The organism is Kitasatospora sp. NPDC034533 (genome assembly GCF_055575155.1).
The window spans coordinates 56,186-79,037 of sequence record NZ_JBVITE010000036.1; the positions used below are offsets into that span (position 1 = coordinate 56,186).

Genomic DNA, 22,852 nt, shown 5'->3' on the forward strand with positions numbered 1-22,852 from the left:
GCCCGGCCCGCCGTGACGGTGGCCGGGCCGGCCGCATCTCGGGGAAGGACGCACGTGCTGCTCGACACGTTCGGACGACAGGCCGTCGACCTGAGGGTCTCCCTCACCGACCGGTGCAACCTCCGCTGCACCTACTGCATGCCGGAGGAAGGCCTCCAGTGGCTGGCCAAGCCGGACCTGCTGACCGACGAGGAGGTCGTCCGGCTGGTCACCGTCGCGGTGCGCGACCTCGGCGTGCGCGAGGTCCGCTTCACCGGCGGCGAGCCGCTGCTGCGCCCCGGGCTGGTCGCCGTCGTGGCCGCCTGCTCCGAACTGGAACCGCGCCCGGAGCTCTCGCTGACCACCAACGGCATCGGGCTGGCCCGCACCGCGACCGCGCTGCGCGAGGCCGGACTCGACCGGATCAACGTCTCGCTGGACACGCTCGATCCCGAGGTGTTCCACACCCTCACCCGCCGCCACCGCCACCAGGACGTGCTGGACGGGCTGGCCGCCGCCGAGGCCGCCGGGCTGGCCCCGGTGAAGCTGAACACGGTGCTGATGCGCGGGGTCAACGACCACGAGGCGGCCGACCTGCTGGCCTGGTGCCTGGAGCGGGGTTACGAACTGCGCTTCATCGAGCAGATGCCGCTCGACGCCCAGCACGGCTGGGACCGCACGTCGATGGTCACCGCCGCGGAGATCCTGGACCTGCTGCGGGCCCGCTTCACGCTCACGCCGGAGCCGTCCGCGCGGCGGGGCGCGGCACCCGCCGAGCGCTGGCTGGTGGACGGCGGCCCGGGTCGGGTGGGTGTGATCGCCTCCGTCACCCGCCCGTTCTGCCGGGCCTGCGACCGCACCCGGCTGACCGCCGACGGCCAGGTGCGCAACTGCCTGTTCGCGACCGGTGAGACCGATCTGCGCACCGCGCTGCGCTCGGGCGCGGACGACGCCGAGCTGGCCGCGTCGTGGCGGGCGGCGATGTGGGGCAAGAAGGCCGGGGCCGGGATAGACGACCCGGAGTTCCTCCAGCCCGAGCGGCCGATGTCCGCGATCGGCGGCTAGCCGGCCGGAGCGGCTGCGCGCGGGCCGGAGCGGCTCCGCGCCGGTTACTGCGCGGCCTCGGGGGTCCAGTCGGCGAAGGCGACGACCTCCTTGAGGAAGCCACGCACCCCGAGGAACCGGGACAGGTGCTCGCGGTGCTCGTCGCAGGCGAGCCAGGTCTTGCGGCGGTCCGGGGTGTGCAGCTTGGGGTTGTTCCACACCAGCACCCAGCCGGCGTCCGCCCGGCAGCCCTTGGCGGAGCAGATCGGCGTCTGCGGGGTGTCCATCGGGCCGTCCTCAACGATTGGCGGGGGAGTCTGCACCGCCAGTCTGTCACGACCGCTCAGGGTGATCGGAGCCGGGCATGGCGACGCCGGGCAGCCACGGGGGGAGCCGCCCGGCGTCGGTCCGTCGCTCCGACGGGGGATGCGGAGCGCGTACGCAGTATGTCACGCCCCGACCCTCGGATGGGGAGGTCTTGCATGATTAATCTGAGCTTCTTTTGAGCTTTCGCCGAGCCAGACCGGGGCGAACTGGCCTGAAAGGGACGGTCAGTTCACGTCCTGTGAAGGATCGGTGGCCGCGGCCTTTGCCTCTCCTGTACCAGAGTTCGCACCCGCCCCACCCGTCCCACCGGGGCCGAGCATCAGCGGGGTGTCGAACGGGATGTCGAAGGTGCTCGGCAGCCCCGGGGCCCGCTCGCGGCCCGCGTTGGCGATCAGCACCGCGAAGTACGGGAGCAGCACGCCGCCCGCCAGGGCCGCGAACGCCAGTACCCGCTGGACGTCCCACAGCACCACCGCGAGCAGCACGCAGGCCGTACGCACCAGCATCGAGATGACGTAGCGGCGCTGGCGCCCCCGGACGTCCTCGGTGAGGCTGCTGCGCGCTCCCGTGATCCGGAAGACCTGCCCGCCGTCGGCGCTCTTGCCCATGTGTCCTACCGCCCTCGTCGCGCACCCGCGCGCCTGGCCGCGCGGCCTCCTCACGGTACGCCCGGGCGCGGGCCGCGACGAGACCGGGTGCGCCGCACCCACCCGGTCGGGTACGCGAAGGGCCTGTCCGGCGCAGCGGACAGGCCCTTCGGCCGCGGGCGTCCGCGGCGGCCCGGCGACCGGGCCGGGTCTAGGAGCGCCGGGAGAGGTACCGCGGCGGCACGGCGTCGGTGAGCCAGACGCCGTTCTCGCTGAGCCGGAACTCGTGGCCGGCCGCCGTCATCGCCGCCGCGTGGACGGTCAGCACCACCGGACGGCCGTGCCGGGCGCCGACCCGGGTGGCCGTCTCGGTGTCCGCCGAGAGGTGGACGTCCCGGCGGGCCATCGGGAGCAGTCCCTCGCGGAAGATCGCCGCCAGGTGCCGGTCGGCGGTGCCGTGGTAGAGCACCGGCGGCGGCGCGGCGGCGGCCAGAGCGAGGTCGACCGCCACCGTGTGGCCCTGGTTGGCGCGGATCGAGAGACCGTCCGGCGAGTAGCCGAAGCGGCGCTTGTCGTTGGTCGCGACGATGTGGTCCAGCTCGGCCCGGGTGAGGGGTCTGCCCCGTGCGGCGAGCCCGGCGAGCAGCTCGTCGACCCGGACCCAGCCGGCCCCGTCCAGCGTCACCCCGACCAGCGCGGGCTCGTGCCGCAGGACGCGCGACAGCATCCTGCTCGACCTGACCAGGCGTTTCTCGTCCATCATGTCTCTCGTATCCCCCGTCGGTCGGCGGCTAAGAGGCCCGGCTGACCGAACTCATGTTGAAGTCCGCGACACGCACCGGGGGCATCGCGGTGCGGGTGACGTAGTCGTTCCACTCGCGGGGCAGGCAGCGCTCGGTGCGGCCCACCTCGGTGATCCGGCCCAGCAGGTCCACCGGGGACTCGTTGAACCGGAAGTTGTTGACCTCGCCGACGACCTCGCCGTTCTCCACCAGGTAGACGCCGTCCCGGGTGAGACCGGTGAGCAGGAGCGTCGCCGGGTCCACCTCGCGGATGTACCAGAGGCAGGTGAGCAGCAGGCCGCGCCCGGTGCGGGCGATCATCTCCTCCAGGGTCGGCGCGGACTCCTGGTCCGCCGTCTCCAGCACGAGGTTGTCGATCGCCGGGCGCAGCGGCAGGCCGGTGAGAGCGGCCGCGTGGCGGGTGGTGACCAGGTCGTTCAGCACGCCCTGGCGGATCCACTCGGTGGCGTCGATCGGCTGGCCGTTGTCGAAGACGGAGAACTCCGCCCCGGTGGAGTGGGCCAGCACGAACGGCGCCGCCTCCAGACCGGGCTCGCGCGGATCGGAGCGCAGCGTCAGCGGCAGGCCGCTGAGCTCGTCGCCGAGCCGGGTGCCGCCGCCGGGCCTGGAGAAGACCGTCCGGCCCTCGTGGGCGTCCCGGCCGCCGGAGGACCAGTTCAGGACGATCATCAGGTCGGCGACGGCCGAGGGCGACAGCAGCGTCTCGTACCGCCCGGCCGGCAGGTCCACCTTGCGGGCGCCCCAGCCGAGCCGCCTGGTCAGCTCGCGGTGCAGGGCGGCGACGTCGACGTCGGCGAAGTCCCGGGTGCCGGCGCCGACCCAGGCCGAACCGGACAGGTCGGCGGTCTTGGCGTTGATCTCGACCATGCCGGTGGGCTGGTCGTGGCGCAGCCGCAGACCGGTGGAGGTGCCCAGGTAGCTGGACGTCACCTCGTGCCGGGCGAAGCCGTACAGCAGTTCACCCTGGGCCCCGGCGCGGGCGAAGGCCTCGCCGAGGGCCGGACCGAAGGCGTCGAACACCTCGATGGAGGTCAGCGTGGGCGGCTCGGTGAAGTCCGGCGAGGAGGGCCGGTCGGCGATCAGCGGCTGGGCGTCCTCGGCCGGGCCGGCCGCGCGGGCGGCCTCCTCGGCGGCCCGCACCAGCCCCTCCACCTCCCGCGCGGTGACGGCCGAACGGGAGACCACGCCGGAGGCGGTGCCCCGGGCGCCGGCCACGGTGGCGATCACGGTGAGGCTGCTGCCGCGGGTCACGCCGTTGGTGGTCAGCGCGTTGCCCGCCCAGCGCAGGTTGGCGGTCGACGCCTCGTCGGCGATCACCACGCAGCCGTCGGCGCGGGAGAGGCCGAGCGCCAGCTCGACGAGTTCGTGGGGCTGCTTCGCGGTCATCAGTGACCCGCCTCCTGCTGGGTGTTGAGCACGTTGACGTTCCGGAACAGCGCCGACGGGCAGCCGTGGCTGACCGCCGCGATCTGGCCGGGCTGCGCCTTGCCGCAGTTGAAGGCGCCGCCGAGGCGGTAGGTCCGCGGGCCGCCGACCGCGGCCATCGAGCCCCAGAAGTCGGTGGTGGTGGCCTGGTAGGCGAAGTCCCTGACCTGTCCGGCGAGCTCGCCGTTCTTGATGGCGTAGGCGCGTTGCCCGGTGAACTGGAAGTTGTAGCGCTGCTGGTCGATCGACCAGGAGCGGTCGCCCACGATGTACAGGCCGTTGTCCACACCGGCGAACAGGCCCTCGGTGTCCGGGCCGTCGGCGGCGGGCCGCAACGAGACGTTGGCCATCCGCTGCACCGGGACGTGCGAGGGGGAGTCCGCGAACGCGCAGCCGTTGGAGCGCTCGAAGCCCTTCAGCGCGGCCATGCCGCGGTCGAGCTGGTAGCCGACCAGTACGCCGTCCTTGACCAGGTCCCAGGACTGGGTGGCCACGCCCTCGTCGTCGTAGCCGATGGTGGACAGGCCGTGCTCGGCGGTGCGGTCGCCGGTGACGTGCATCAGTTCGGAGCCGTACTTCAGCGAGCCGAGTTGGTCGAAGGTGGCGAAGGAGGTGCCGGCGTAGGCGGCCTCGTAGCCGAGCGCGCGGTCCAGTTCGGTGGCGTGGCCGATCGACTCGTGGATGGTCAGCCAGAGGTTGGTCGGGTCGATGACCAGGTCGTAGCGGCCGGCCTCGACGCTCGGCGCCTTCATCTTCTCGGCCAGCAGGACGGGCAGTTCGGCGATCTCGGCGTCCCAGTCCCAGCCGTCGGCGCACGCGCCCCGGGCCCCCGCGACGAACTCGTAGCCGCGGCCCACCGGCGGGGCCAGGGTGCGCATCGAGTCGAAGGCGCCGGTGCGCTCGTCGACCGAGGTCGCCTCCAGCTCGGAGTGGACCCGGATCCGCTGCTGGGTGGTCGTCGTGCCCGCGGTGTCCGCGTAGAACTTGTTCTCCTGGACGGTCTCCAGGAACGCCTGGACGTGCGAGACGCCCGCGGCCGCGAGCAGCCGGGAGCTGCGCTCGGCGAGCAGCGCCGTCTTCTCGGCGTCCGGCACCTCGAAGGGGTTGAGCTCGTAGGAGGAGACCCAGGTGGCGTCCGGGTACACCGGCTCGTCGGCCAGTTCGACCCGCTCGGTGGAGCCGGCCGCCCGGCTGATCCCGCCGGAGAGCCGGGCCACCGCGACGGCCTGCTCGGCGACCAGGGCCGCCCCGCCGGAGGTGAGGTCGACACCGGCGGCGAAGCCCCAGGCGCCGTCCAGCAGCACCCGGACGGCGAAACCGAGCCGCACGCTGTCGGAGGTGCCGGCCGGACGGGCGTCGCGCAGCCGCCAGGAGGCGCTGCGGATCCGCTCCAGGCGGAAGTCGGCGTGGCTCGCGCCCAGTTCGCGGGCCCGGGTGAGGGCGGCGTCGGCGAGGGAGCGCAGCGGCAGGGCGAGGAACAACGGGTCGACGGCGCGCCCGTGCGGGGCGCCGGAGCTGTCGGCCGGAGGGATCGGAGGCAATCGGGCTCCCAGGTCGCGGAGGGTGGGGTGCGGGCGCACGGGGGCCCCCCCACCGCATCATTTCCCGTCCACCGGGTTTCCGGCCAGAGCATTTCGACCGGCGCGCTGCGGCTTTGGCGGGAGCGTTCGTGTGCCGACCGGCTCCCCTGCGTCCGCTTCCTCCTCCTTCGGGCGGTGGAGCGGCGCGTCAGCCGACGGTCTCCCACCAGCCGTCCGGCTCCGGCGGGTTGTCCACGTCCACCCGCTCGCCGGGGCGCGGCACCGCCAGCGGGACGGCCTCGTCCTTGGCCGCCTTCACCAGCCGTTCGATCGGCTCGGACCACGGGTGCAGGCCGAGGTTGAAGGTGCACCAGTGGACGGGCACCAGCAGGCCGGCCGCCAGGTCCCGGTGCGCGAGCACGGCGTCCTCGGGCGTCATGTGGATGTCCGCCCAGGCCGCGTCGTAGGCGCCGATCTGGACCAGGGCGGCGTCGAACGGCCCGTGCCGCTCGCCGATCCGGGCGTAGCCCTCGAAGTACCCGGAGTCACCGGTGTAGAAGACCTTGCGGCGCGGGCCGGCGATCACCCAGGAGCCCCACAGGGTGGTGTTGCGGGTCAGCCCGCGGCCGGAGAAGTGGTGCGCGGCGGTCAGGGTGAGCACCAGGTCGCCCAGGGTGCAGGTCTCGTCCCAGTCCAGCTCGATGATCCGGTGCTCGGGCACGCCCCAGCGGCGCAGGTGGGCGCCGATGCCGAGCGGCACCGCGAACGGCGCGGACTGGCTGCGCACCAGGCGCTTGACCGTCGCCATGTCCAGGTGGTCGTAGTGGTCGTGCGAGATCAGCACCGCGTCGACCGGCGGCAGTTCCTCCAGCTCCACCGGCACCGGGTGCAGCCGCTTGGGGCCGACGTGTGCGGCGGGGGAGCAGCGCTCGCTCCAGATGGGGTCCAGCAGGACCCGGAAGCCCTCGACCTCCACCAGCGCGGAGGCGTGCCCGTACCAGGTGATCTCCACGCCCTCGGCGGCCGGACCGGGCGGGGTGGCGGGGCGGACGGTCGGCACCGGGTGGGCGGGGACGCGGCCGGCCCGCTCGAACAGCATCCGGCGGGCGGTGGCGCCGTCGAAGCCGGGAGCTCCCGCGGTGCGGGCGAGCGCGGAGGGCGCGTTGTGGAAGACGCCGTCGCGGTACTGCGGGGAGTTGCGCACCCGCTCCTCGCGCTCGCCGTCCGGCCGCCGCCCGAACGCCGCCGGCAGGTCGCGCAGCGACCACGCGGCCGCGCCCAGGCCGGCCGCCAGGGCGGTGAGGACCAGCAGTCGTCCGCGTCGGTGGGTGCTCCCGGGCCGTGCCTTGGTCATCCGCTCTGCCTTCGTCGCTCGCCGGGATGGTCGGGAATCGGTACGGCCGATCCCGGGCCGGCCAGCACCACGGGGGCAACGGGTGCGCCGGTGCGTGTGGTTCCCGTACAGTCGCCCCGATCCGGGCAACGCCCGGGCCTGGGCGATGTCCGCCACAGGGACGGCCCGGACGGGTACGGATTTGTCGGATTGCGACAGATCCGCCGGGGCGGACCTGTGGGAGCCCGATGCGCCGCCGCCGCCGACCGCCCGATAGCGTCACACTGCGTACGCGATCCTGCGTACGTGCTCACACACGGAGAGAGGTGGATCGTTGAGCCGCTCGGTTCTCGTCACCGGAGGAAACCGGGGCATCGGCCTCGCGATCGCCCAGGCCTTCGCCGAAGCGGGCGACAAGGTGGCCATCACCAGCCGCTCGGGCGAGGTGCCGGAGGCGCTGGCCAAGTACGACGTCCTCGCGGTCCGCTGCGACATCACGGACGCCGCGCAGGTCGACGCCGCCTTCACGGAGATCGAGCAGAAGCAGGGCGCGGTCGAGGTGCTGGTCGCCAACGCGGGCATCACCAAGGACACCCTGATGCTGCGGATGTCCGAGGAGGACTTCACCTCCGTCCTGGACACCAACCTGACCGGCACCTTCCGGGTGGTCAAGCGCGCCTCCAAGCTGATGATGCGCGCCAAGAAGGGCCGCGTCGTGCTGATCTCCTCCGTGGTGGGCCTGTCCGGCTCCCCGGGCCAGGCCAACTACGCCGCCTCCAAGGCCGGCCTGGTCGGCTTCGCCCGGTCGCTGGCCCGCGAGCTCGGCCCGCGCAACATCACCGTCAACGTGGTCGCCCCCGGCTTCGTCGACACCGACATGACCGCCGTGCTCAGTGACGAGCGCCGCGCGGAGATCGTCGCCGGCGTGCCGCTGGGCCGCTACGCGGCGCCCGCCGAGGTCGCCTCCACCGTGCGGTTCCTCTCGTCGGACGAGGCCGCGTACATCACCGGAGCCGTCATTCCCGTCGACGGCGGATTGGGCATGGGTCACTGATCATGAGTGGAATCCTCGAAGGCAAGCGGATCCTGATCACCGGTGTGCTGATGGAGTCCTCCATCGCCTTCCACACCGCCAAGCTCGCGCAGGAGCAGGGCGCGGAGATCATCCTCACCGCCTTCCCGCGCCCGAGCCTGACCGAGCGGATCGCCAAGAAGCTGCCGCACCCGGTCAAGGTGCTGGAGCTGGACGTGTCCAACGCGGAGCAGCTGGCCGGCATCGCCGACCAGGTCCGCGAGCACCTGCCGACCCTGGACGGCATCGTCCACTCCATCGGCTTCGCGCCGCAGGACGCGCTGGGCGGCAGCTTCCTGGACACCCCGTGGGAGTCCGTGGCCACCGCGATGCACGTCTCGGCGTACTCGCTGAAGTCGCTCACCACGGCGCTGCTGCCGCTGATGCAGGACGGCGGGTCGGTGGTCGGCCTGACCTTCGACGCCCAGTTCGCCTGGCCGCAGTACGACTGGATGGGCCCGGCCAAGGCCGCCCTGGAGTCGACCAACCGCTACCTGGCGCGCTACCTGGGCGAGCGGAACATCCGCTGCAACCTGGTCTCGGCCGGTCCGATCGGCTCGATGGCCGCCAAGTCCATCCCGGGCTTCGGCGAGCTGGCCGACACCTGGAACCACCGCTCCCCGCTGAAGTGGGACCTGAGCGACCCGGAGCCGGCCGGTCGCGGTATCGTCGCGCTGCTGTCGGACTGGTTCCCGAAGACCACCGGTGAGATCGTCCACGTCGACGGCGGTCTGCACGCCATCGGCGCCTGACACCCCGCCCGTACACCGCTGCCCCGGCGCTCCCTTCTGGGAGGGCCGGGGCAGCGGTGTTTCCGTGAGCGGGGCCGTTGGCGTGAGCGGGCCCGGGCCCGGGCGGGGGCTCGGGTGGGTGCGGCCCCGGGGCGAGGCCGGAGCCGGGGCGAGCGAGTCAGACCTCGGCGGTGGCGCAGGCGCCGATCGCCCGGCCGGCCTCGACCGCGGCGCGGTGGGCGTCGCCGGCCCGGATGGCCTCCAGGATGGTGTGGTGGCCGATGTAGCGCTCGGCGATCAGCTCCGGGCCGACGTCGTGCCGCAGGTGCTCGCGGGTGACCTCGCCGAGGTCGGCGTAGACGGCGAGCAGGACGTCGTTGTGGGCGGCGGCCACCACGGCCTGGTGGAAGGCGGCGTCGGCCTGGATGAAGTCCTCGGCGTCGCCGGAGTGCCAGGCGGCCTCCCGGCGGGCCAGCGAGCCGTCCAGCATCTCCAGGTCGCGCGCGGTGCGGCGGTGGGCGGCGAGGCCGGCCGCGGAGGTCTCCAGCGCCGCCCTCAGCTCGGCGACCTGTGCCTTGTCGGCGTCGGCGAAACGGCGGTGCATCACTCCGGCCAGCTCGCTGGTGGCCAGCACGTACGTGCCGGAGCCCTGGCGGATGTCGAGCAGGCCGTTGTGGGCGAGAGCGCGGACGGCCTCCCGGACGGTGTTGCGGGCGACCCCGAGCTGCTCGACCAGCGCGGCCTCGGTGGGGATGCGGGAGCCGACCGGCCACTCCCCGGACGTGATCTGGGCACGCAGTTGTGCGATCACCTGATCGGACAGCGGGGTGCGCCTCGGCGAGGACAGCGCCACGGGGGACTCCTTGCGACTACGGCTCGGGTGGGGGCCTGGGTGGGAGGTGGCCGGGGAGAGCGGTCGGCACATCATGCCAATTCCAGGGTGCATCAATTCATCCCATCATTCTATGATGACCCTCATGCCCGCAGCTGACACCACACCTTCCGCCTCCCGGACCGAGACCCCGCCACCGCGGACCGGGCGACCCGCCTCCGGCTCCGCCAAGTACCTGGGCGCGCTGTTCGCCGTCGCGATCGCCGCCGCCGCCATGAACCTGCGTCCCGTGGTCACCAGCCTCGGTCCGATGCTCGACCCGGTCCGCGCCAGCCTCGGAATGAACCCGACGCTCGCCGGGCTGCTCACCGCCGTCCCCTCGCTCTGCTTCGCGCTGTTCGGCTTCGCCGCCCCCGCCGCGGCCCGCCGGATCGGCCCGATCGCCGTGATCACGGCCGGCATGGGCGCGATCACCGCGGGCGTGCTGGCCCGCTCCTTCGCCGGCGGCACCGCGGTCTTCCTGCTCTTCACCGCGCTCGCGCTGGCCGGCGTGGCGGTCTCCAACGTGCTGCTGCCGGTGGTGATCAAGCGGTACTTCCCGGAGAAGGTCGGTCCGATGATCGGCCTGTACTCCATGGCGCTGTCCGCCGGCACCGCGCTGGCCGCCCTCGTCAGCGTGCCGCTGACCAACGCCCTCGGTGGCGACTGGCGCTACGGCCTGGGCGTCTGGGCCGGACTGGGCGCGCTCGCCCTGCTGCTCTGGCTGCCGCTGCTGATCGCCAAGCGCGAGCGCGGCGAGCGCGCCGGCGGTGCCGCGGTCCCCGCCAGGCTGCCGATCACCCGCAGCCGTACGGCCTGGGCGCTGGCCTGCTTCTTCGGCCTCCAGGCCACCGGCGCGTACGTGGTGATGGGCTGGCTGCCGAAGATCTTCCAGGACTCGGGCATCGACAAGGGCACCTCCGGGGTGCTGCTCGCGGTCACCATGGTGATCGGCGTGCCGGTCTCCTTCATCCTGCCCAACCTGGCCGCCCGGCGCGGCGACCAGCGGCTGTTCGTCGTCGTGCTGGCCGCCTGCGGCATCGCCGGGTACGCCGGACTGGCACTCGCCCCGGCCGGGGCGCCGTGGGTCTGGGTGGTCCTGGTGGGCCTGTCCAACTGTGCCTTCCCGTTGGTGCTGACGATGATCGGGCTGCGCGCCCGGACCGCGGGCGGCGTGGCGCAGCTGTCCGTCTTCGCCCAGGGCGTCGGCTACCTGATCTCCGTGCCGGGCCCGATCCTGATCGGCCGGATGTACCAGGCCACCGGCGAGTGGTACTGGCCGCTGGGCTTCCTCGCGCTGCTGCTGGTGCCGCAGATGCTGTTCGGCCTGCGCGCGGCGCGGGCCCGGCACATCGAGGACGAGGCGGTGCACCCGGTGGAGCCGGCCAAGGCATGATGCCGACGGGCGGAGCGCGGTGGTGAGGGGCACGGCCATGACGAGGGCCGGGGCCTGACGGCGAGGGCCGCGACCGGATGACGTGGGCCGTGGCCTGACGGCGAGGGCCGACGGCCGGGGCCTGACGGTGAAGGTCAAGGCCCGGCCAAGGCGGCGGGGCCGACGGACGGCGGGCGTGTTCGGGGTGGGAGAATCCCGGACATGCCCGTTCTCGATCCCAACCCCACCGACGGCCGCAAGCAGCTCGGCCGCATCGCCCTCGCCATCGTCGCCATCGCGGTGCTGGTCTCGATCATCGCCACCGTCGCCTCCTCGATGGGCTGACGGCGCCCGTACGCACCGGGCCCGTTACGCCGGGCCCGTACACCGGGCCCGTGCGCACCCGGCCCCTGCGCGCCGGGCCTGTACGCGTCGGGCCGTACGCGCCGCCTGACGTCCTGCCGGAGCGGGGCGTGGTGGCACTCGTCGCCCCTCGGAGTGGCGCCATCCGGGAGCATCGCGCTCCCGGGCCGCTTTTCTGCCAAGCTTGCTGGGTATGAGCGCCGACACACCCCGCAGGATCATCGTTCTCCGCCATGCCAAGGCCGACTGGCCGAACGGGGTGGACGACCACGAGCGGCCGCTGGCCGACCGGGGCCGCCACCAGGCCCCGGACGCCGGCCGCTGGCTGGCCGACTCCGGCATCAACCCCGACTACGTGCTCTGCTCCACCGCGCTGCGCACCCGCGAGACCTGGAAGCTGGCGGTGCACGAGCTGCCCAAGCGGGCCCGCAAGACGGTGTACGAGGACCGGGTCTACGAGGCCAGCCCCGGCGAGATCATCGCCGTGCTCCAGGAGACCCCGGAGGAGTACTCGGACCTGGTGCTGGTCGGCCACAACCCGGGTGTGCTGGGTCTGACCCAGGTGCTGGCCGGGGACGCCGGCGACCGGGACGCGCTGGAGCGGCTGCGGCTCGGGGGCTTCCCGACGGCGGCGATCGCCGTGCTCACCTTCAACGGTTCCTGGAAGGGCGTCGAGCCGGGCGTGGCCGAGCTGGTCTCGTACCACACGCCGCAGGACTGAGCCCGGCGACGTCCGAGAGGAGCGGGCCCGGAAGCGTCCGCGAGGGCCCGGGCACATCCATGAGGGGCGCGCGGATTTGATCCGCGCGCCCCTCGGGTGCGTCCGCAGGCCCTCTGCTCGGGAGGGCCTCACTCCGTCGGCCCTGGCCTGGGCGGGCTCCTTCGGGAGGGGGCCCGCCTCGACCGGGCTCTACTCGGTCGGGGTGCCGTGCAGGGCGTCGGCCGCCTCGACCTCCTCGCGGGTGATGCCCAGCAGGTACAGCACGGTGTCCAGGAACGGCACGTTCACCGCGGTGTCGGCGGCTTCGCGCACCACCGGCTTGGCGTTGAACGCCACCCCGAGCCCGGCCGCGTTCAGCATGTCCAGGTCGTTGGCGCCGTCCCCGATCGCCACCGTCTGCTCCAGAGGCACCTTCGCCTGCTCGGCGAAGCGGGCCAGCCAGCGGGCCTTGCCCGCCCGGTCCACGATCTCGCCGACCACCCGGCCGGTGAACCTGCCGTCCACCACCTCCAGGGTGTTCGCGGCCGCGAAGTCCAGCCCCAGCTGCTCCACCAGGTGATCGGTGACCTGGGTGAACCCGCCGGACACCACCGCGACCTGGTAGCCGAGGCGCTGGAGCGTACGGATCAGGGTGCGCGCGCCCGGCGTGAAGCGGACCTCGGCGCGCACCTTCTCGGTCACCGAGGCGTCCAGCCCCGCCAGCAGCGCCACCCGGGCCCGCAGCGACTCGGCGAAGTCCAGCTCACCGCGCATCGCCGCCGCCGTCACCTCGGCGACCTTCTCCTCGCAGCCCGCGTGGGCGGCGAACAGCTCGATCACCTCGTCCTGGATGAGCGTGGAGTCGACGTCCATGACCACCAGGCGCTTGGCCCGGCGCTCCAGCCCGGCGGCGACCACCGCGACGTCCACCCGCTGGGTGGCCGCCTCCTGGGCCAGCGCGGCCCGCAGCTCGTCGGTGGCCACACCGGAGACGGCCAGCTCGACCGCCGTGACCGGGTACTTGGCGAGCCGGAAGACACGGTCGATGTTGCCGCCGGAAGCGGTGATCCGGGAGGTGAGAGCGCAGACGGCGGCGGCGGTCAGCGGGTTGCCGAGCACCGTGACGTGCGAGCGGCCCTCGCGACGCGGCCGGTTGTCGCCGATGCCGGAGAGGATCTCGGCCTGGAGCTTCTGCTCGTCGGCCCAGCGGTGGACGGTGGCGCGCAGCCCACCCTCGGCGCCGGGTGAGGGGGGAGGGGTGACCAGGGCGCACAGCGTGATGCGGCCACGGGTGACGACCTGCTCGATGTCGATGACGTCGACGCCGAAGCCGGCCAGCGTCGCGAAGAGGCCGGCAGTGATGCCGGGGCGGTCCTTGCCGAACACCTTGACGAGCAGGGTGCGCTCGTCCGCGGTCCGGTGCTGGGCGGCGGGGAGGGGCTCAGCGGCCAGGGGCGATGCGTTCATGGTGCCTCCCACGCTACCGGGCCCCCGGCGGCCCGGGAGCACCCGTCCCACCTCGCGGGATGCGGGGGCTCAGGGGTCGGTAGCAGCCTGGTCACAGTCACCCGGGGTGACTTTCACCGGCGGTCGGCAGGCTGGAATGATTCCCCCCGTCAGTCAGAGGAACAGCGCACCCCCGGCCGGGGGCCACAATTCGGGGGAACCGAGAGAGCGGGGCAGGCGAGCAGTGCCGCAACTCGTCATAGAGATCAACGGACAGCAGCGGACCCTGGAGCCCGGGCGGTCCTACAGCATCGGGCGCAACCCGCAGTCGGACTTCCCGTTCGACGATGCCAGGGTCTCCTGGCAGCACGGGACCATCAGCTTCAACGGCAGCGGTTGGCAGCTGGACGACCACGGCAGCACCAACGGAACGTACGTGGCCGGCGCCCGCACCATGCAGGCCCAGCTGTACCCCGGTGCCGTGGTCAACCTCGGCAACCCGGAGAACGGCCCCCGGCTCGGCTTCTCCGCCGCCCCGCACACCGCCGCCCCGCATGCCGGTGCTCCGTACGCCGGTGCTCCGCAGGCCACCCCGATGCACGAGGCCGTCACCAGCCGCGGCCCGGCGCCCACGCCCCAGCCACCCGCCCCGCAGCAGGGCTGGCCGCAGCACGACCCGTACCGGCAGCAGCCACCGCAGCAGCAGGCGTGGCAGGGGCAGCCGCAGGCCCAGCCGGCCCTCCCGCAGCAGCAGTACGCGCCGCCGCAGGCCCAGCCGGTGCCGCAGCAGCCCCAGCACGGCGGTTTCCCGCAGCAGGGCTTCCCGGCGCCGCCGCAGCACGGTGAGGGTGGGGGGCCGCAGCCGACCGTCATCCGCAACCTGACGTCGGCCATGCGCACCGTCCGGATCGGCCGTGCGCTCGACAACGACATCGTGGTGTCCGACCTCCAGGTCTCCCGCCACCACGCCGAGCTGCGCCAGCTCCCGGACGGCCGCTACGAGATCGTCGACCTCGGCAGCCACAACGGCATCTTCCTCAACGGCCAGCGGGTGCAGCGCCAGCTGATGGGCCCGCAGGACCGGCTGACCGTCGGCCACTCCGGCTTCGTCCTGGTCGGCGACCAGCTCCAGGAGTTCGTCGACACCGGCGCGGTCTCCTTCTCCGCCCGCCACCTGACCGTCGAGGTCGAGCACAAGGGCGGCAAGAAGATCCTGCTCAACGACGTGAGCTTCGGCGTCCCCGAGAAGTCCCTGGTCGCGGTCATCGGCCCGTCCGGCTCCGGCAAGTCCACGCTCCTGCGCGCCCTCACCGGCTACCGCCCGGCCGACCGCGGCGAGGTCCTCTACGACGGCCGCAACCTCTACAAGCAGTTCGCCGAGCTCCGCTCGCGCATCGGGCTGGTGCCGCAGTCCGAGATCCTGCACCGCGAACTCACCGTCCGCAAGGGCCTCAAGTACGCGGCCCAGCTGCGCTTCCCCGGCGACACCGAAGCCCGCGAGCGCGAGGCCCGGATCGACGAGGTGCTGTACGAGCTGCGCCTGGACAAGCGCGCCGACAACAAGATCACCGCGCTCTCCGGCGGCCAGCAGAAGCGCGTCTCGGTCGCCCTGGAACTGCTCACCAAGCCCTCGCTGATCTTCCTGGACGAGCCCACCTCGGGCCTCGACCCGGGCATGGACCGCGAGGTCATGCAGATGCTGCGCGGCCTCGCCGACGACGGCCGCACGATCCTGGTCGTCACCCACTCGGTGGCCGAACTCGCACTCTGCGACCGGCTGCTGGTGATGGCTCCGGGCGGCTCGGTGGCCTACTTCGGTCCGCCCGACGAGGCACTGCACTTCTTCGGGTACGAGACCTGGGCGGATGTCTTCCAGGCCTTCGAGAACTACCCGGACCACGACTGGGCCGGCCGCTACCGGGGCTCCGTGCACTACCAGCAGTACTCCGCGCCGACCGTGGAGGCGGGCGAGGTGCAGCACGTCCAGGTCGCCCAGGAGGCCGTCAAGCCGCCGAAGCCGCAGAGCTGGGGCTCGCAGTTGTGGACGCTGATGCGCCGCTACATGTCGGTGCTCGCCTCGGACCGCGGCTTCCTCGCGCTGTCCGTGCTGCTGCCCGCTGTCATCGGCGCGGTCAGCGTGCTGGTGCCGAACGAGGCGGGGCTCGCGGCCAACCCGAAGACTCAGCTCCATCTCAACAGCGGGGCCGCGACGATCATCATGATCCTCGCGATCGGCGCCTGTTTCTCCGGAGCGGCCAACTCGGTCCGAGAACTGATCAAGGAACGGGCGATCTACGAACGGGAACGGGCCACCGGGCTCTCCCGCTCGGCGTACATGATGTCCAAGGTCATCGTGCTGGGCTTCTTCAGCGTGATCCAGGGCGCCATCATCTCCGCCGTCGGCTTCCTGCCGCGCAAGCTCCCCGACACCGGCCTGATCGTGAAGAACCTGCCGGTCATCGAGATGACCATCGGCATGATCCTGCTCAGCTTCACCGCGATGATGTTCGGCCTGATGATCTCGGCCCTGGTGAAGACCGCCGAGAAGACCATGCCGCTGCTGGTCATGTTCGCCATCATCCAGGTCGTCTTCACCGGCTGCCTCTTCCAGATCTTCAGCAAGCCCGGGCTGGAACAGGGCGCCTGGCTGATGCCGGCCCGTTGGGGCACCGGCATCGTCGCCACCACGCTCGACCTCTCCAAGCTCATGGGACCGTGGAACAAGGACTTCCAGAACCCCAACTACGACCCGCTCTGGGAGCACAGCGTCGCCCAGTGGGCGATCGACGCGGGCGTGCTGGTCGTCATCTCGGTCGTCATCGGCGTCGTCGTGACCCGGCTCCAGCGCCGGCACGAACCCGAGGTCATGCAGAAGGGCTGAGCCCTTCCCCGGCGGTCCGATGGGCGGCCCTCCCTGCCGGGGAGGGCCGCCCATCGGCGCTCCGGGCGGTCCCGCAGCGTTCCCGGCGGGGCCCTGCGGCCTAGGTCTCCGGACCTGGGCCCGGGGCGGCCGCGGACGGACGCGGCACTCCTCACGACGGCGGTAGTTTGGCGGTATGTCCAGCACCACCGGAGACCACCGGGCCCACCAGGGCCCGCTGCCCGCCTGCGAATCCTGCCTGTCCGGAATCGAGGCCGTCAGTCAGGCGCTGCTCGCCATGAGCCGGCACCTGGAGGTCCGCGAAGTGCTACGCCGCATCACCGCCTCCGCCCGCAGCCTGCTCGGCGCCGAGTACGCGGCGCTGGGCGTGCCCGACGACCACGGCGGCTTCGCGCAGTTCGTGGTGGACGGTGTCACCGACGAGCAGTGGCGGGCGATCGGCCCACTGCCCCGGCAGCACGGAGTGCTCGCCGCGATGCTGCACGAGACCGGACCCACCCGGCTCGTGGACGTTCGCAAGGCACCCGCCTTCGAAGGGTGGCCCACGGCCCACCCGGACATGGACGCCTTCCTCGGCATGCCGATCCTGGACACCGACGCGGCCGAGGACGAGCCGCAGGTGATGGGTGTCATCTTCCTCGCCAACAAGCGTGGCGGCGGCCTCTTCACCGACCACGACGAAGAGCTGCTGCGGATCCTCGCCGCGCACGCCGCTCTCGCCCTGTCCAACGCCCGGCTGTACGAACGCAGCCGCGAACTCACACTGGCCGGCGAGCGCGCCCGGATCGCCCACGACCTGCACGACGCCGTCTCTCAGAAGCTCTTCTCGCTCCGGCTCACCGCCAAGGCCGCGGCGAAGCTCGTCGACCGCGACCCGGCCAGGGCACGTGCCGAACTCGCCGAAGTCGCCCGGCTGGCTGCCGAGGCGGCCGACGAACTGCGTGCCGTCGTCGTCGAGCTGCGTCCCGCCGCCCTGGAGGAGGACGGGCTGAGTGCCACCCTCGCCTCCCAGGTCCAGGTCCTCGACCGGGCGCACGCCGCCGATGTCACCTTCACCGCCGACGGCGTCCGGGCGCTGCCACCCGCCCAGGAGGCCGCACTGCTGCGGGTCGCGCAGGAGGCGCTGCACAACGCGCTGCGCCACTCCGACGCCCGACGGGTCATCGTCACCCTGGCCGGGACACCCGCGCGCGGCGCGGTGCTGCGGGTACACGACGACGGGCGTGGCTTCGATCCGGAGTCCGTCCGTCGAGCCGGCCGCCATCTGGGCCTGGCCTCGATGCGCGACCGCGCGGCCGCCGTCGGCGGCACGCTCACCCTGGAGTCGGCCCCCGGCCGGGGGACACTCGTCGAGATGGAGGTCCCCGGTGCCTGAGAGCACACCGTCGATCCGCGTCCTACTGGTCGACGACCACCAGGTGGTCCGGCGCGGGCTGCGCACCTTCCTGGAGGTCCAGGACGACATCGAGGTGGTCGGGGAGGCAGCCGACGGGGCAGAGGGCGTCGAGCGGGCGCGTGAACTCGACCCCGATGTCGTATTGATGGACCTCAAGATGCCCGGTGTCGACGGCATCGAGGCGCTGCGCACGCTCAAAGGAGAAGGCAGCCGGGCCCGGATCCTGATCGTCACCAGCTTCACCGAGCACCGCACGATGGTCCCCGCGCTGCGGGCCGGTGCGGCCGGTTACGTCTACAAGGACGTGGACCCGGAAGCGCTGGCCGGGGCGATCCGCTCGGTTCACGCCGGCCACGTCCTGCTCCAGCCCGAACTGGCCGAAGCCCTGCTCTCCGACGAGGGCCCACGCGCCCCGCAGGGCCGCGGTGGCACTCTCACCGAGCGTGAGCGAGAGGTGCTCGGTCACATCGCGGACGGCCGCTCCAACCGGGAGATCGCGCGCAGTCTGCACCTCTCCGAGAAGACGGTGAAGACCCATGTGTCCAACATCCTCATGAAGTTGGACCTGGCCGACCGAACCCAGGCGGCGCTCTGGGCTGTTCGCCACGGGGAGACCCGCGAGGGGTAGTGCGCCGGGGGCGCGAGAAACCGGTGCGCACTCTTTGCCGATCGTCAGGTTTCCGGCCGCGGTAGGCGTCAAACCGCAGTCCGGCATATGTCTTTCGGTAGGGTTGGTTCGAATTGTGGTGATGCGTTGTCACTCGGCTGTGCCAGGCTGACTGCCGACACCGATCCCGAGGGAGGGCCGAGTGAACGCGATGCGCAGTGAGTGCGGGCCCGCCGTACTGGCCGACGAGCTTGAGCTGACGTGCCGACTGTTCGACGAAGCCCTGGTGTCCGTGCCCGGCCCGAATGCTCCTACCGGGGGCGGAGGGCAGGGGCCTCACGACGCCTTGCCCGGCTGCCGGAATGCGAGAACCGATGTCCGCGCGGCGGAGGCCGTCGAGTGTCGGGCGGGATCGACTGGGGAGACGGTCCGAGACCGGGAGTCCTACGGACCCGAGCTGTTGAGGCGCCGACTGCGGATGCGGCGTTGGCAGTTCGACCTGGCGAGGGAACGTGAGCTGATCCCCGAGCCGGACCTCGGCAGCGGTGCGTGGTCTGCCCTTGTGGAGGCCCAGTTGAACGTTCGTGCCGAGGAGATCATTCGCGCGCTGGGCACGGTCCCGCCGGTGGGCGCGGCCAAAGCGGCCACCGTACTGGCCCACACCACCGGCTTGTTGGTGATCGCCGAGGACGTCAGGCGGCTCGCCACCGCAGGAGAACTCCGCCCCTGCGGTGGATACCGCGGCTGGCCGACGTACAGCCGGGAGGCCCTCGCCGCGGTTCCGTACGCCGCAGTGGAGCAGGTCGTGCTGGAGCGTTTGCGCAAGGCCGCGGCGACGGCACGGGCCGCGGCCGAGGCTCTGGAATGCCGACTTGCGGAGAGCTACTCGGCGGAGGAGACAGCCGTCGCCCTGGGGTGGCCCCGGTGCCGGCTGTCGGCCGCCACGGCGCAGGGCGACCTGACCGCCGGGCCCGACGGCAGGTACGAGCGCGCGGAGGTCATCGCGCTCGCCATCGCCCCTGGGCCCCAGCAGCTCTCAGCGGTCGTCTCGCTCGTCGACGAGGGCGTTGTAGGCGGCCACCTGTGCGCGTCGGGCGGTGCGCTGCAGCGGGGCCAGGACGGATTGGCGGGCCGCCATCTCGGAGGCGCTCACGGCGGCTCCGTGCCCGTCGGAGGCGATCGACAGCAAGGCGGACACCTGACGGGCGGACTCCAGGACGCGAACGGCCCGGGGCGGGTAGCCGGGGGCGAGCAGCTCGCTGTGACCTCGGCGGCGGTAGGCGTCGAGGGCGCGGAGGGCCTCGGGCCCGGCGCCGGCCACGTCGAGACGGGACAGCATGACGGTTGCTTCCCGCAGACCGTCCGCAAGCTCACGTTCGGCCTCGTGCAGCGACGGCACGTCGGCCGGCGGTGCGTCGTTGACCTCGGAACAGCGCCACAGCACGGTGGCCGAGCGATCGCCGGCCGGGCCGTACACCTCCACCTCCGGCACCAGACCGAGCGGTGCGCCCACGGCCAGGACGGCCTCGCCCGCACTCATGGCCTGGTCGTTGAAGGCCCTCGGCCCGGTCAGTCCGAGCGGATGCCCGGCTGAGGGGAGCGCGAGGCGCAGGCCCTTCACACCGAGCACCCGAAGCCGCCCCAGCGCCCAGGTCAGCCCATGCCGCTCGCCGGGCTCGTCGCCCGGCAGATCGGTCACCCGGTGGGACTCGTCCCCACCCAAGACGGCCGCAGCGGCGTCGTCCGGAGGCACCAGGCCTGCCAGCAGGGCGTTGCCCCATGCGGTGAGCCGCCCCGAACGGGGCTCTTCGTACGGATTGTCGGCAGGAGTCGCGAGCATCCGGCCAGCCTACGGAATCGGCGGTCATCCGCGTGGCGTAGGTTTGCCCATGCGTGTGCGGCGCACCCACCCCGTGCCCACCGGCTGCCGGAGTAGGCTCGCCGCCCGCACCGACGGCCGAGAATCTTGTTTTTGGGGAAGGCATAGGCATGAGCGACGTGCTGGAGCTGGTGGACGTATCCGTGGTCCGAGAGGGGCGCGCGCTGGTCGACCAGGTCTCGTGGTCCATCTCCGAAGGCGAGCGCTGGGTCATCCTGGGCCCGAACGGCGCAGGCAAGACCACGCTGCTGCAGATCGCCTCGTCGTACCTCTTCCCGACCTCGGGCAAGGTCACGGTCCTGGGTGAGAAGCTCGGCGAGATCGACGTCTTCGAACTGCGTTCCCGGATCGGTCTGGCCGGCGCCGCCATGTTCGACAAGTTGCCGGCCGAGCAGACGGTGCTCCAGACCGTGCTCACCGCCGCGTACGGCATGACGGTCAGCTGGCAGGAGAGCTACGAGCAGTCGGACGAGGCCCGCGCCCTCGCTCTGCTCGACCGCCTTGGTATGGCCAATCTCACTGGCCGCAAGTTCGGCACCCTCTCCGAGGGCGAGCGCAAGCGCACCCTGATCGCCCGCGCCCTGATGACCGACCCCGAGCTGCTGCTGCTCGACGAGCCCGCCGCCGGTCTGGATCTCGGCGGCCGTGAGGACCTGGTCCGCCGGCTCGGCGCGCTCGCCCAGGACGAGTTCGCCCCGGCGATGGCGATGGTCACCCACCATGTCGAGGAGATCGCGCCGGGCTTCACCCACGTTCTGATGATCCGTCAGGGGAAGGTGCTCACGGCCGGTCCCATCGACACCGAGCTGACCGCCCGGAATCTCTCCAAGTGCTTCGGCCTGCCGCTCACCCTGGAGCGGCACGGAGACCGCTGGTCGGCCCAGGGCCTGCCGCTGGGCTGAGGTCCTGTCTGTCCGTCATCCGGAAGGCTGTCGGAAACCGGTCGCACGCGCGACCGGTTTCCACCCCTCGACCTGCGGGAACTGTCCGCTTCGAAGGCCTTCGCTCCCTAGGATGGACGTGTGGACAGCTGGATTTGGTGGCTCTTGGCCGCCGCAGCGCTTGGCATACCGCTGGTGCTCACCGCGGTGCCCGAGTTCGCCATGTTCGCGGTCGGCGCTCTGGTCGCCGCCGGCGTGGCGGCGCTGGGCGGCGGAGTGGTCGTGGAGACCCTGACCTTCGTCGCGGTCTCGGTCGCCATGGTGGTCTTCGTGCGTCCGATCGCCCGACGCCAGCTGCAGAAGGGTCCGCAGGTCAAGATGGGCATCGAGGCGCTCCAGGGCGCCACCGCGGTCGTCGCGGAAACCGTCGACGGGGAGGGCGGGCGGATCAAGCTGAACGGCGAGATCTGGTCAGCCCGTGCACTCCACCCGGGCCAGGTGTACGAGCCTGGGCAGCAGGTCGACGTCGTCGAAATCCAGGGCGCGACCGCCCTGGTCGTCTAGGGGAGAGTCCGTGGAACCCGTCCTTATCGTTTTGGTCGTCCTGGTCGTGGTGGCCTTCATCGCGCTGATCAAGACGATCCAGGTCATCCCGCAGGCCAGCGCCGCGATCGTGGAGCGCTTCGGCCGCTACACCCGGACGCTCAACGCAGGGCTGAACATCGTCGTCCCGTTCATCGACCGCGTCCGCAACCGGATCGACCTGCGCGAGCAGGTCGTGCCGTTCCCGCCGCAGCCGGTGATCACCCAGGACAACCTGGTCGTCAATATCGACACCGTCATCTACTACCAGGTGACCGACGCCCGCGCCGCGACGTACGAGGTCGCCAGCTACATCCAGGCGATCGAGCAGCTGACCGTCACCACCCTGCGCAACATCATCGGCTCGATGGACCTCGAGTCCACCCTGACCTCGCGCGAGGTCATCAACGCCGGCCTGCGCGGCGTCCTGGACGAGGCCACCGGCAAGTGGGGCATCCGGGTCAACCGCGTCGAGCTGAAGGCGATCGAGCCGCCGACCTCCATCCAGGACTCGATGGAGAAGCAGATGCGCGCCGACCGGGACAAGCGCGCCGCGATCCTCACCGCCGAGGGCCAGCGCCAGGCCCAGATCCTCAAGGCCGAGGGTGAGAAGCAGGCCGAAGTGCTCAAGGCCGAAGGTGAGGCCCAGGCCGCGGTCCTGCGCGCGGACGGTGAGGCGGCCGCGATCCGTACGGTCTTCGAGGCCATCCACGACGGCGACGCCGACCAGAAGCTGCTTGCCTACCAGTACCTCCAGACCCTGCCCGAGCTGGCCAAGGGAGACTCCAACAAGCTCTGGATCATTCCCAGCGAGGTCGGCGACGCGCTCAAGGGCCTCGGTGGCGCCTTCACCGGCCTGACCGGCAACGGCGGGATGAACGGCGGCGCGGTCGCGGCGCCCAGTGTTCCGCAGACGGCCCCGGCGGCCACCCAGGTGCCGCTCGACCCGGCATCCGGCCCGCGGCCGGTGGACACCGAGAAGGGCGCCGCCCGCCCCCGGGTGGACCCGGTGCGAGAGTACCCGAAGATCGACCTGGAGTGATCGTTCGG

General features: G+C 72.2%; 21 protein-coding genes. 12 read left to right on the forward strand and 9 right to left on the reverse strand.

Features of this window, described 5'->3' with window-relative positions; translation table 11 throughout:
* The first annotated feature begins 54 nt into the window (after positions 1 to 54).
* Positions 55 to 1,044, forward strand: coding sequence for a GTP 3',8-cyclase MoaA (moaA, locus tag ACZ55U_RS23640; protein ID WP_465528659.1), 990 nt, complete (start codon positions 55 to 57; stop codon positions 1,042 to 1,044).
* 44 nt (positions 1,045 to 1,088) lie between these two features.
* On the opposite strand, the gene ACZ55U_RS23645 is transcribed toward moaA, so the two are convergent.
* The 6 genes from ACZ55U_RS23645 to ACZ55U_RS23670 form a co-directional block, all read right to left on the reverse strand.
* Positions 1,089 to 1,310: a hypothetical protein gene (locus tag ACZ55U_RS23645; protein WP_465528661.1), complete on the reverse strand. Its 222-nt coding sequence runs from the start codon at positions 1,308 to 1,310 to the stop codon at positions 1,089 to 1,091.
* Positions 1,311 to 1,574: 264 nt separating this feature from the next.
* Positions 1,575 to 1,958, reverse strand: coding sequence for a DUF3099 domain-containing protein (locus ACZ55U_RS23650; RefSeq protein WP_465528663.1), 384 nt, complete (start codon positions 1,956 to 1,958; stop codon positions 1,575 to 1,577).
* Between the two features lie 190 nt (positions 1,959 to 2,148).
* A complete protein-coding gene (locus ACZ55U_RS23655) occupies positions 2,149 to 2,697 on the reverse strand; it encodes an RNA 2'-phosphotransferase (RefSeq protein ID WP_465528665.1) in 549 nt (182 codons plus the stop codon).
* A 31-nt stretch (positions 2,698 to 2,728) separates the two neighbouring features.
* Positions 2,729 to 4,126 carry a metallopeptidase TldD-related protein gene (locus ACZ55U_RS23660; protein WP_465528667.1) on the reverse strand — a complete coding sequence of 466 codons (1,398 nt, stop codon included), beginning with the start codon at positions 4,124 to 4,126 and terminating at the stop codon, positions 2,729 to 2,731.
* The gene (locus ACZ55U_RS23665; RefSeq protein WP_465528669.1) at positions 4,126 to 5,706 is read right to left on the reverse strand and encodes a TldD/PmbA family protein; all 1,581 of its coding nucleotides are present in this window, start codon (positions 5,704 to 5,706) and stop codon (positions 4,126 to 4,128) included. The genes ACZ55U_RS23660 and ACZ55U_RS23665 overlap by 1 nt, the downstream gene beginning before the upstream one ends.
* 187 nt (positions 5,707 to 5,893) lie before the next feature.
* Positions 5,894 to 7,039: an MBL fold metallo-hydrolase gene (locus ACZ55U_RS23670; protein ID WP_465528671.1), complete on the reverse strand. Its 1,146-nt coding sequence runs from the start codon at positions 7,037 to 7,039 to the stop codon at positions 5,894 to 5,896.
* 313 nt (positions 7,040 to 7,352) lie between these two features.
* On the opposite strand from ACZ55U_RS23670, the gene fabG reads away from it, so the two are divergent.
* Positions 7,353 to 8,072, forward strand: coding sequence for a 3-oxoacyl-[acyl-carrier-protein] reductase (gene fabG, locus ACZ55U_RS23675; protein WP_465528673.1), 720 nt, complete (start codon positions 7,353 to 7,355; stop codon positions 8,070 to 8,072).
* Between the two features lie 2 nt (positions 8,073 to 8,074).
* Entirely contained in the window at positions 8,075 to 8,842 is a 768-nt protein-coding gene (gene fabI / locus ACZ55U_RS23680; protein WP_380694267.1) for an enoyl-ACP reductase FabI, read from the forward strand.
* Positions 8,843 to 8,999: 157 nt separating this feature from the next.
* Here the strand turns inward: fabI and ACZ55U_RS23685 are convergent, their stop codons facing one another.
* Positions 9,000 to 9,674, reverse strand: a complete 675-nt coding sequence (locus ACZ55U_RS23685; RefSeq protein WP_465528675.1) for a FadR/GntR family transcriptional regulator — start codon at positions 9,672 to 9,674, stop codon at positions 9,000 to 9,002.
* Between the two features lie 124 nt (positions 9,675 to 9,798).
* Between ACZ55U_RS23685 and ACZ55U_RS23690 the strand changes: the two genes are divergently transcribed.
* The 3 genes from ACZ55U_RS23690 to ACZ55U_RS23700 all read left to right on the forward strand — a co-directional run bounded on the left by ACZ55U_RS23690 (position 9,799) and on the right by ACZ55U_RS23700 (position 12,151).
* A complete protein-coding gene (locus ACZ55U_RS23690; RefSeq protein WP_465528677.1) occupies positions 9,799 to 11,088 on the forward strand; it encodes a CynX/NimT family MFS transporter in 1,290 nt (429 codons plus the stop codon).
* A 201-nt stretch (positions 11,089 to 11,289) separates the two neighbouring features.
* Positions 11,290 to 11,412: an SGM_5486 family transporter-associated protein gene (locus ACZ55U_RS23695; RefSeq protein WP_465528679.1), complete on the forward strand. Its 123-nt coding sequence runs from the start codon at positions 11,290 to 11,292 to the stop codon at positions 11,410 to 11,412.
* A 211-nt stretch (positions 11,413 to 11,623) separates the two neighbouring features.
* Positions 11,624 to 12,151 carry a SixA phosphatase family protein gene (locus ACZ55U_RS23700; protein WP_465528681.1) on the forward strand — a complete coding sequence of 176 codons (528 nt, stop codon included), beginning with the start codon at positions 11,624 to 11,626 and terminating at the stop codon, positions 12,149 to 12,151.
* 189 nt (positions 12,152 to 12,340) lie between these two features.
* On the opposite strand, the gene serB is transcribed toward ACZ55U_RS23700, so the two are convergent.
* The gene (gene serB, locus ACZ55U_RS23705; protein ID WP_465528683.1) at positions 12,341 to 13,597 is read right to left on the reverse strand and encodes a phosphoserine phosphatase SerB; all 1,257 of its coding nucleotides are present in this window, start codon (positions 13,595 to 13,597) and stop codon (positions 12,341 to 12,343) included.
* A 223-nt stretch (positions 13,598 to 13,820) separates the two neighbouring features.
* Here serB and ACZ55U_RS23710 point away from each other — a divergent pair, with 223 nt between their 5' ends.
* The 3 genes from ACZ55U_RS23710 (at position 13,821) to ACZ55U_RS23720 (ending at position 18,481) form a co-directional block, all read left to right on the forward strand.
* Positions 13,821 to 16,457: an FHA domain-containing protein gene (locus ACZ55U_RS23710; RefSeq protein ID WP_465528685.1), complete on the forward strand. Its 2,637-nt coding sequence runs from the start codon at positions 13,821 to 13,823 to the stop codon at positions 16,455 to 16,457.
* A 277-nt stretch (positions 16,458 to 16,734) separates the two neighbouring features.
* A complete protein-coding gene (locus tag ACZ55U_RS23715) occupies positions 16,735 to 17,832 on the forward strand; it encodes a GAF domain-containing sensor histidine kinase (RefSeq protein WP_465528705.1) in 1,098 nt (365 codons plus the stop codon).
* The gene (locus ACZ55U_RS23720; protein ID WP_465528687.1) at positions 17,825 to 18,481 is read left to right on the forward strand and encodes a response regulator; all 657 of its coding nucleotides are present in this window, start codon (positions 17,825 to 17,827) and stop codon (positions 18,479 to 18,481) included. The genes ACZ55U_RS23715 and ACZ55U_RS23720 overlap by 8 nt, the downstream gene beginning before the upstream one ends.
* 1,015 nt (positions 18,482 to 19,496) lie before the next feature.
* Here the strand turns inward: ACZ55U_RS23720 and ACZ55U_RS23725 are convergent.
* Entirely contained in the window at positions 19,497 to 20,300 is an 804-nt protein-coding gene (locus tag ACZ55U_RS23725; RefSeq protein WP_465528689.1) for a hypothetical protein, read from the reverse strand.
* A gap of 149 nt (positions 20,301 to 20,449) precedes the next feature.
* Here ACZ55U_RS23725 and ACZ55U_RS23730 point away from each other — a divergent pair, with 149 nt between their 5' ends.
* The 3 genes from ACZ55U_RS23730 (at position 20,450) to ACZ55U_RS23740 (ending at position 22,844) form a co-directional block, all read left to right on the forward strand.
* The gene (locus ACZ55U_RS23730) at positions 20,450 to 21,241 is read left to right on the forward strand and encodes an ABC transporter ATP-binding protein (RefSeq protein ID WP_316526946.1); all 792 of its coding nucleotides are present in this window, start codon (positions 20,450 to 20,452) and stop codon (positions 21,239 to 21,241) included.
* A 120-nt stretch (positions 21,242 to 21,361) separates the two neighbouring features.
* A complete protein-coding gene (locus ACZ55U_RS23735; RefSeq protein WP_465528691.1) occupies positions 21,362 to 21,784 on the forward strand; it encodes an NfeD family protein in 423 nt (140 codons plus the stop codon).
* Positions 21,785 to 21,794: 10 nt separating this feature from the next.
* Entirely contained in the window at positions 21,795 to 22,844 is a 1,050-nt protein-coding gene (locus ACZ55U_RS23740; protein ID WP_465528693.1) for an SPFH domain-containing protein, read from the forward strand.
* Positions 22,845 to 22,852 lie beyond the last annotated feature (8 nt).

What these genes read in the sequence shown, in the direction of transcription:
- ACZ55U_RS23645 (WP_465528661.1), bottom strand. Translation starts at nt 1,310, where the DNA reads ATGGACACCCCGCAGACGCCGATCTGCTCCGCCAAGGGCTGCCGGGCG.
- ACZ55U_RS23650 (WP_465528663.1), bottom strand. Translation starts at nt 1,958, where the DNA reads ATGGGCAAGAGCGCCGACGGCGGGCAGGTCTTCCGGATCACGGGAGCG.
- ACZ55U_RS23655 (WP_465528665.1), bottom strand. Translation starts at nt 2,697, where the DNA reads ATGGACGAGAAACGCCTGGTCAGGTCGAGCAGGATGCTGTCGCGCGTC.
- ACZ55U_RS23660 (WP_465528667.1), bottom strand. Translation starts at nt 4,126, where the DNA reads ATGACCGCGAAGCAGCCCCACGAACTCGTCGAGCTGGCGCTCGGCCTC.
- ACZ55U_RS23670 (WP_465528671.1), bottom strand. Translation starts at nt 7,039, where the DNA reads ATGACCAAGGCACGGCCCGGGAGCACCCACCGACGCGGACGACTGCTG.
- fabI (WP_380694267.1), top strand. Translation starts at nt 8,075, where the DNA reads ATGAGTGGAATCCTCGAAGGCAAGCGGATCCTGATCACCGGTGTGCTG.
- ACZ55U_RS23690 (WP_465528677.1), top strand. Translation starts at nt 9,799, where the DNA reads ATGCCCGCAGCTGACACCACACCTTCCGCCTCCCGGACCGAGACCCCG.
- ACZ55U_RS23695 (WP_465528679.1), top strand. Translation starts at nt 11,290, where the DNA reads ATGCCCGTTCTCGATCCCAACCCCACCGACGGCCGCAAGCAGCTCGGC.
- ACZ55U_RS23700 (WP_465528681.1), top strand. Translation starts at nt 11,624, where the DNA reads ATGAGCGCCGACACACCCCGCAGGATCATCGTTCTCCGCCATGCCAAG.
- serB (WP_465528683.1), bottom strand. Translation starts at nt 13,597, where the DNA reads ATGAACGCATCGCCCCTGGCCGCTGAGCCCCTCCCCGCCGCCCAGCAC.
- ACZ55U_RS23715 (WP_465528705.1), top strand. Translation starts at nt 16,735, where the DNA reads ATGAGCCGGCACCTGGAGGTCCGCGAAGTGCTACGCCGCATCACCGCC.
- ACZ55U_RS23725 (WP_465528689.1), bottom strand. Translation starts at nt 20,300, where the DNA reads ATGCTCGCGACTCCTGCCGACAATCCGTACGAAGAGCCCCGTTCGGGG.
- ACZ55U_RS23730 (WP_316526946.1), top strand. Translation starts at nt 20,450, where the DNA reads ATGAGCGACGTGCTGGAGCTGGTGGACGTATCCGTGGTCCGAGAGGGG.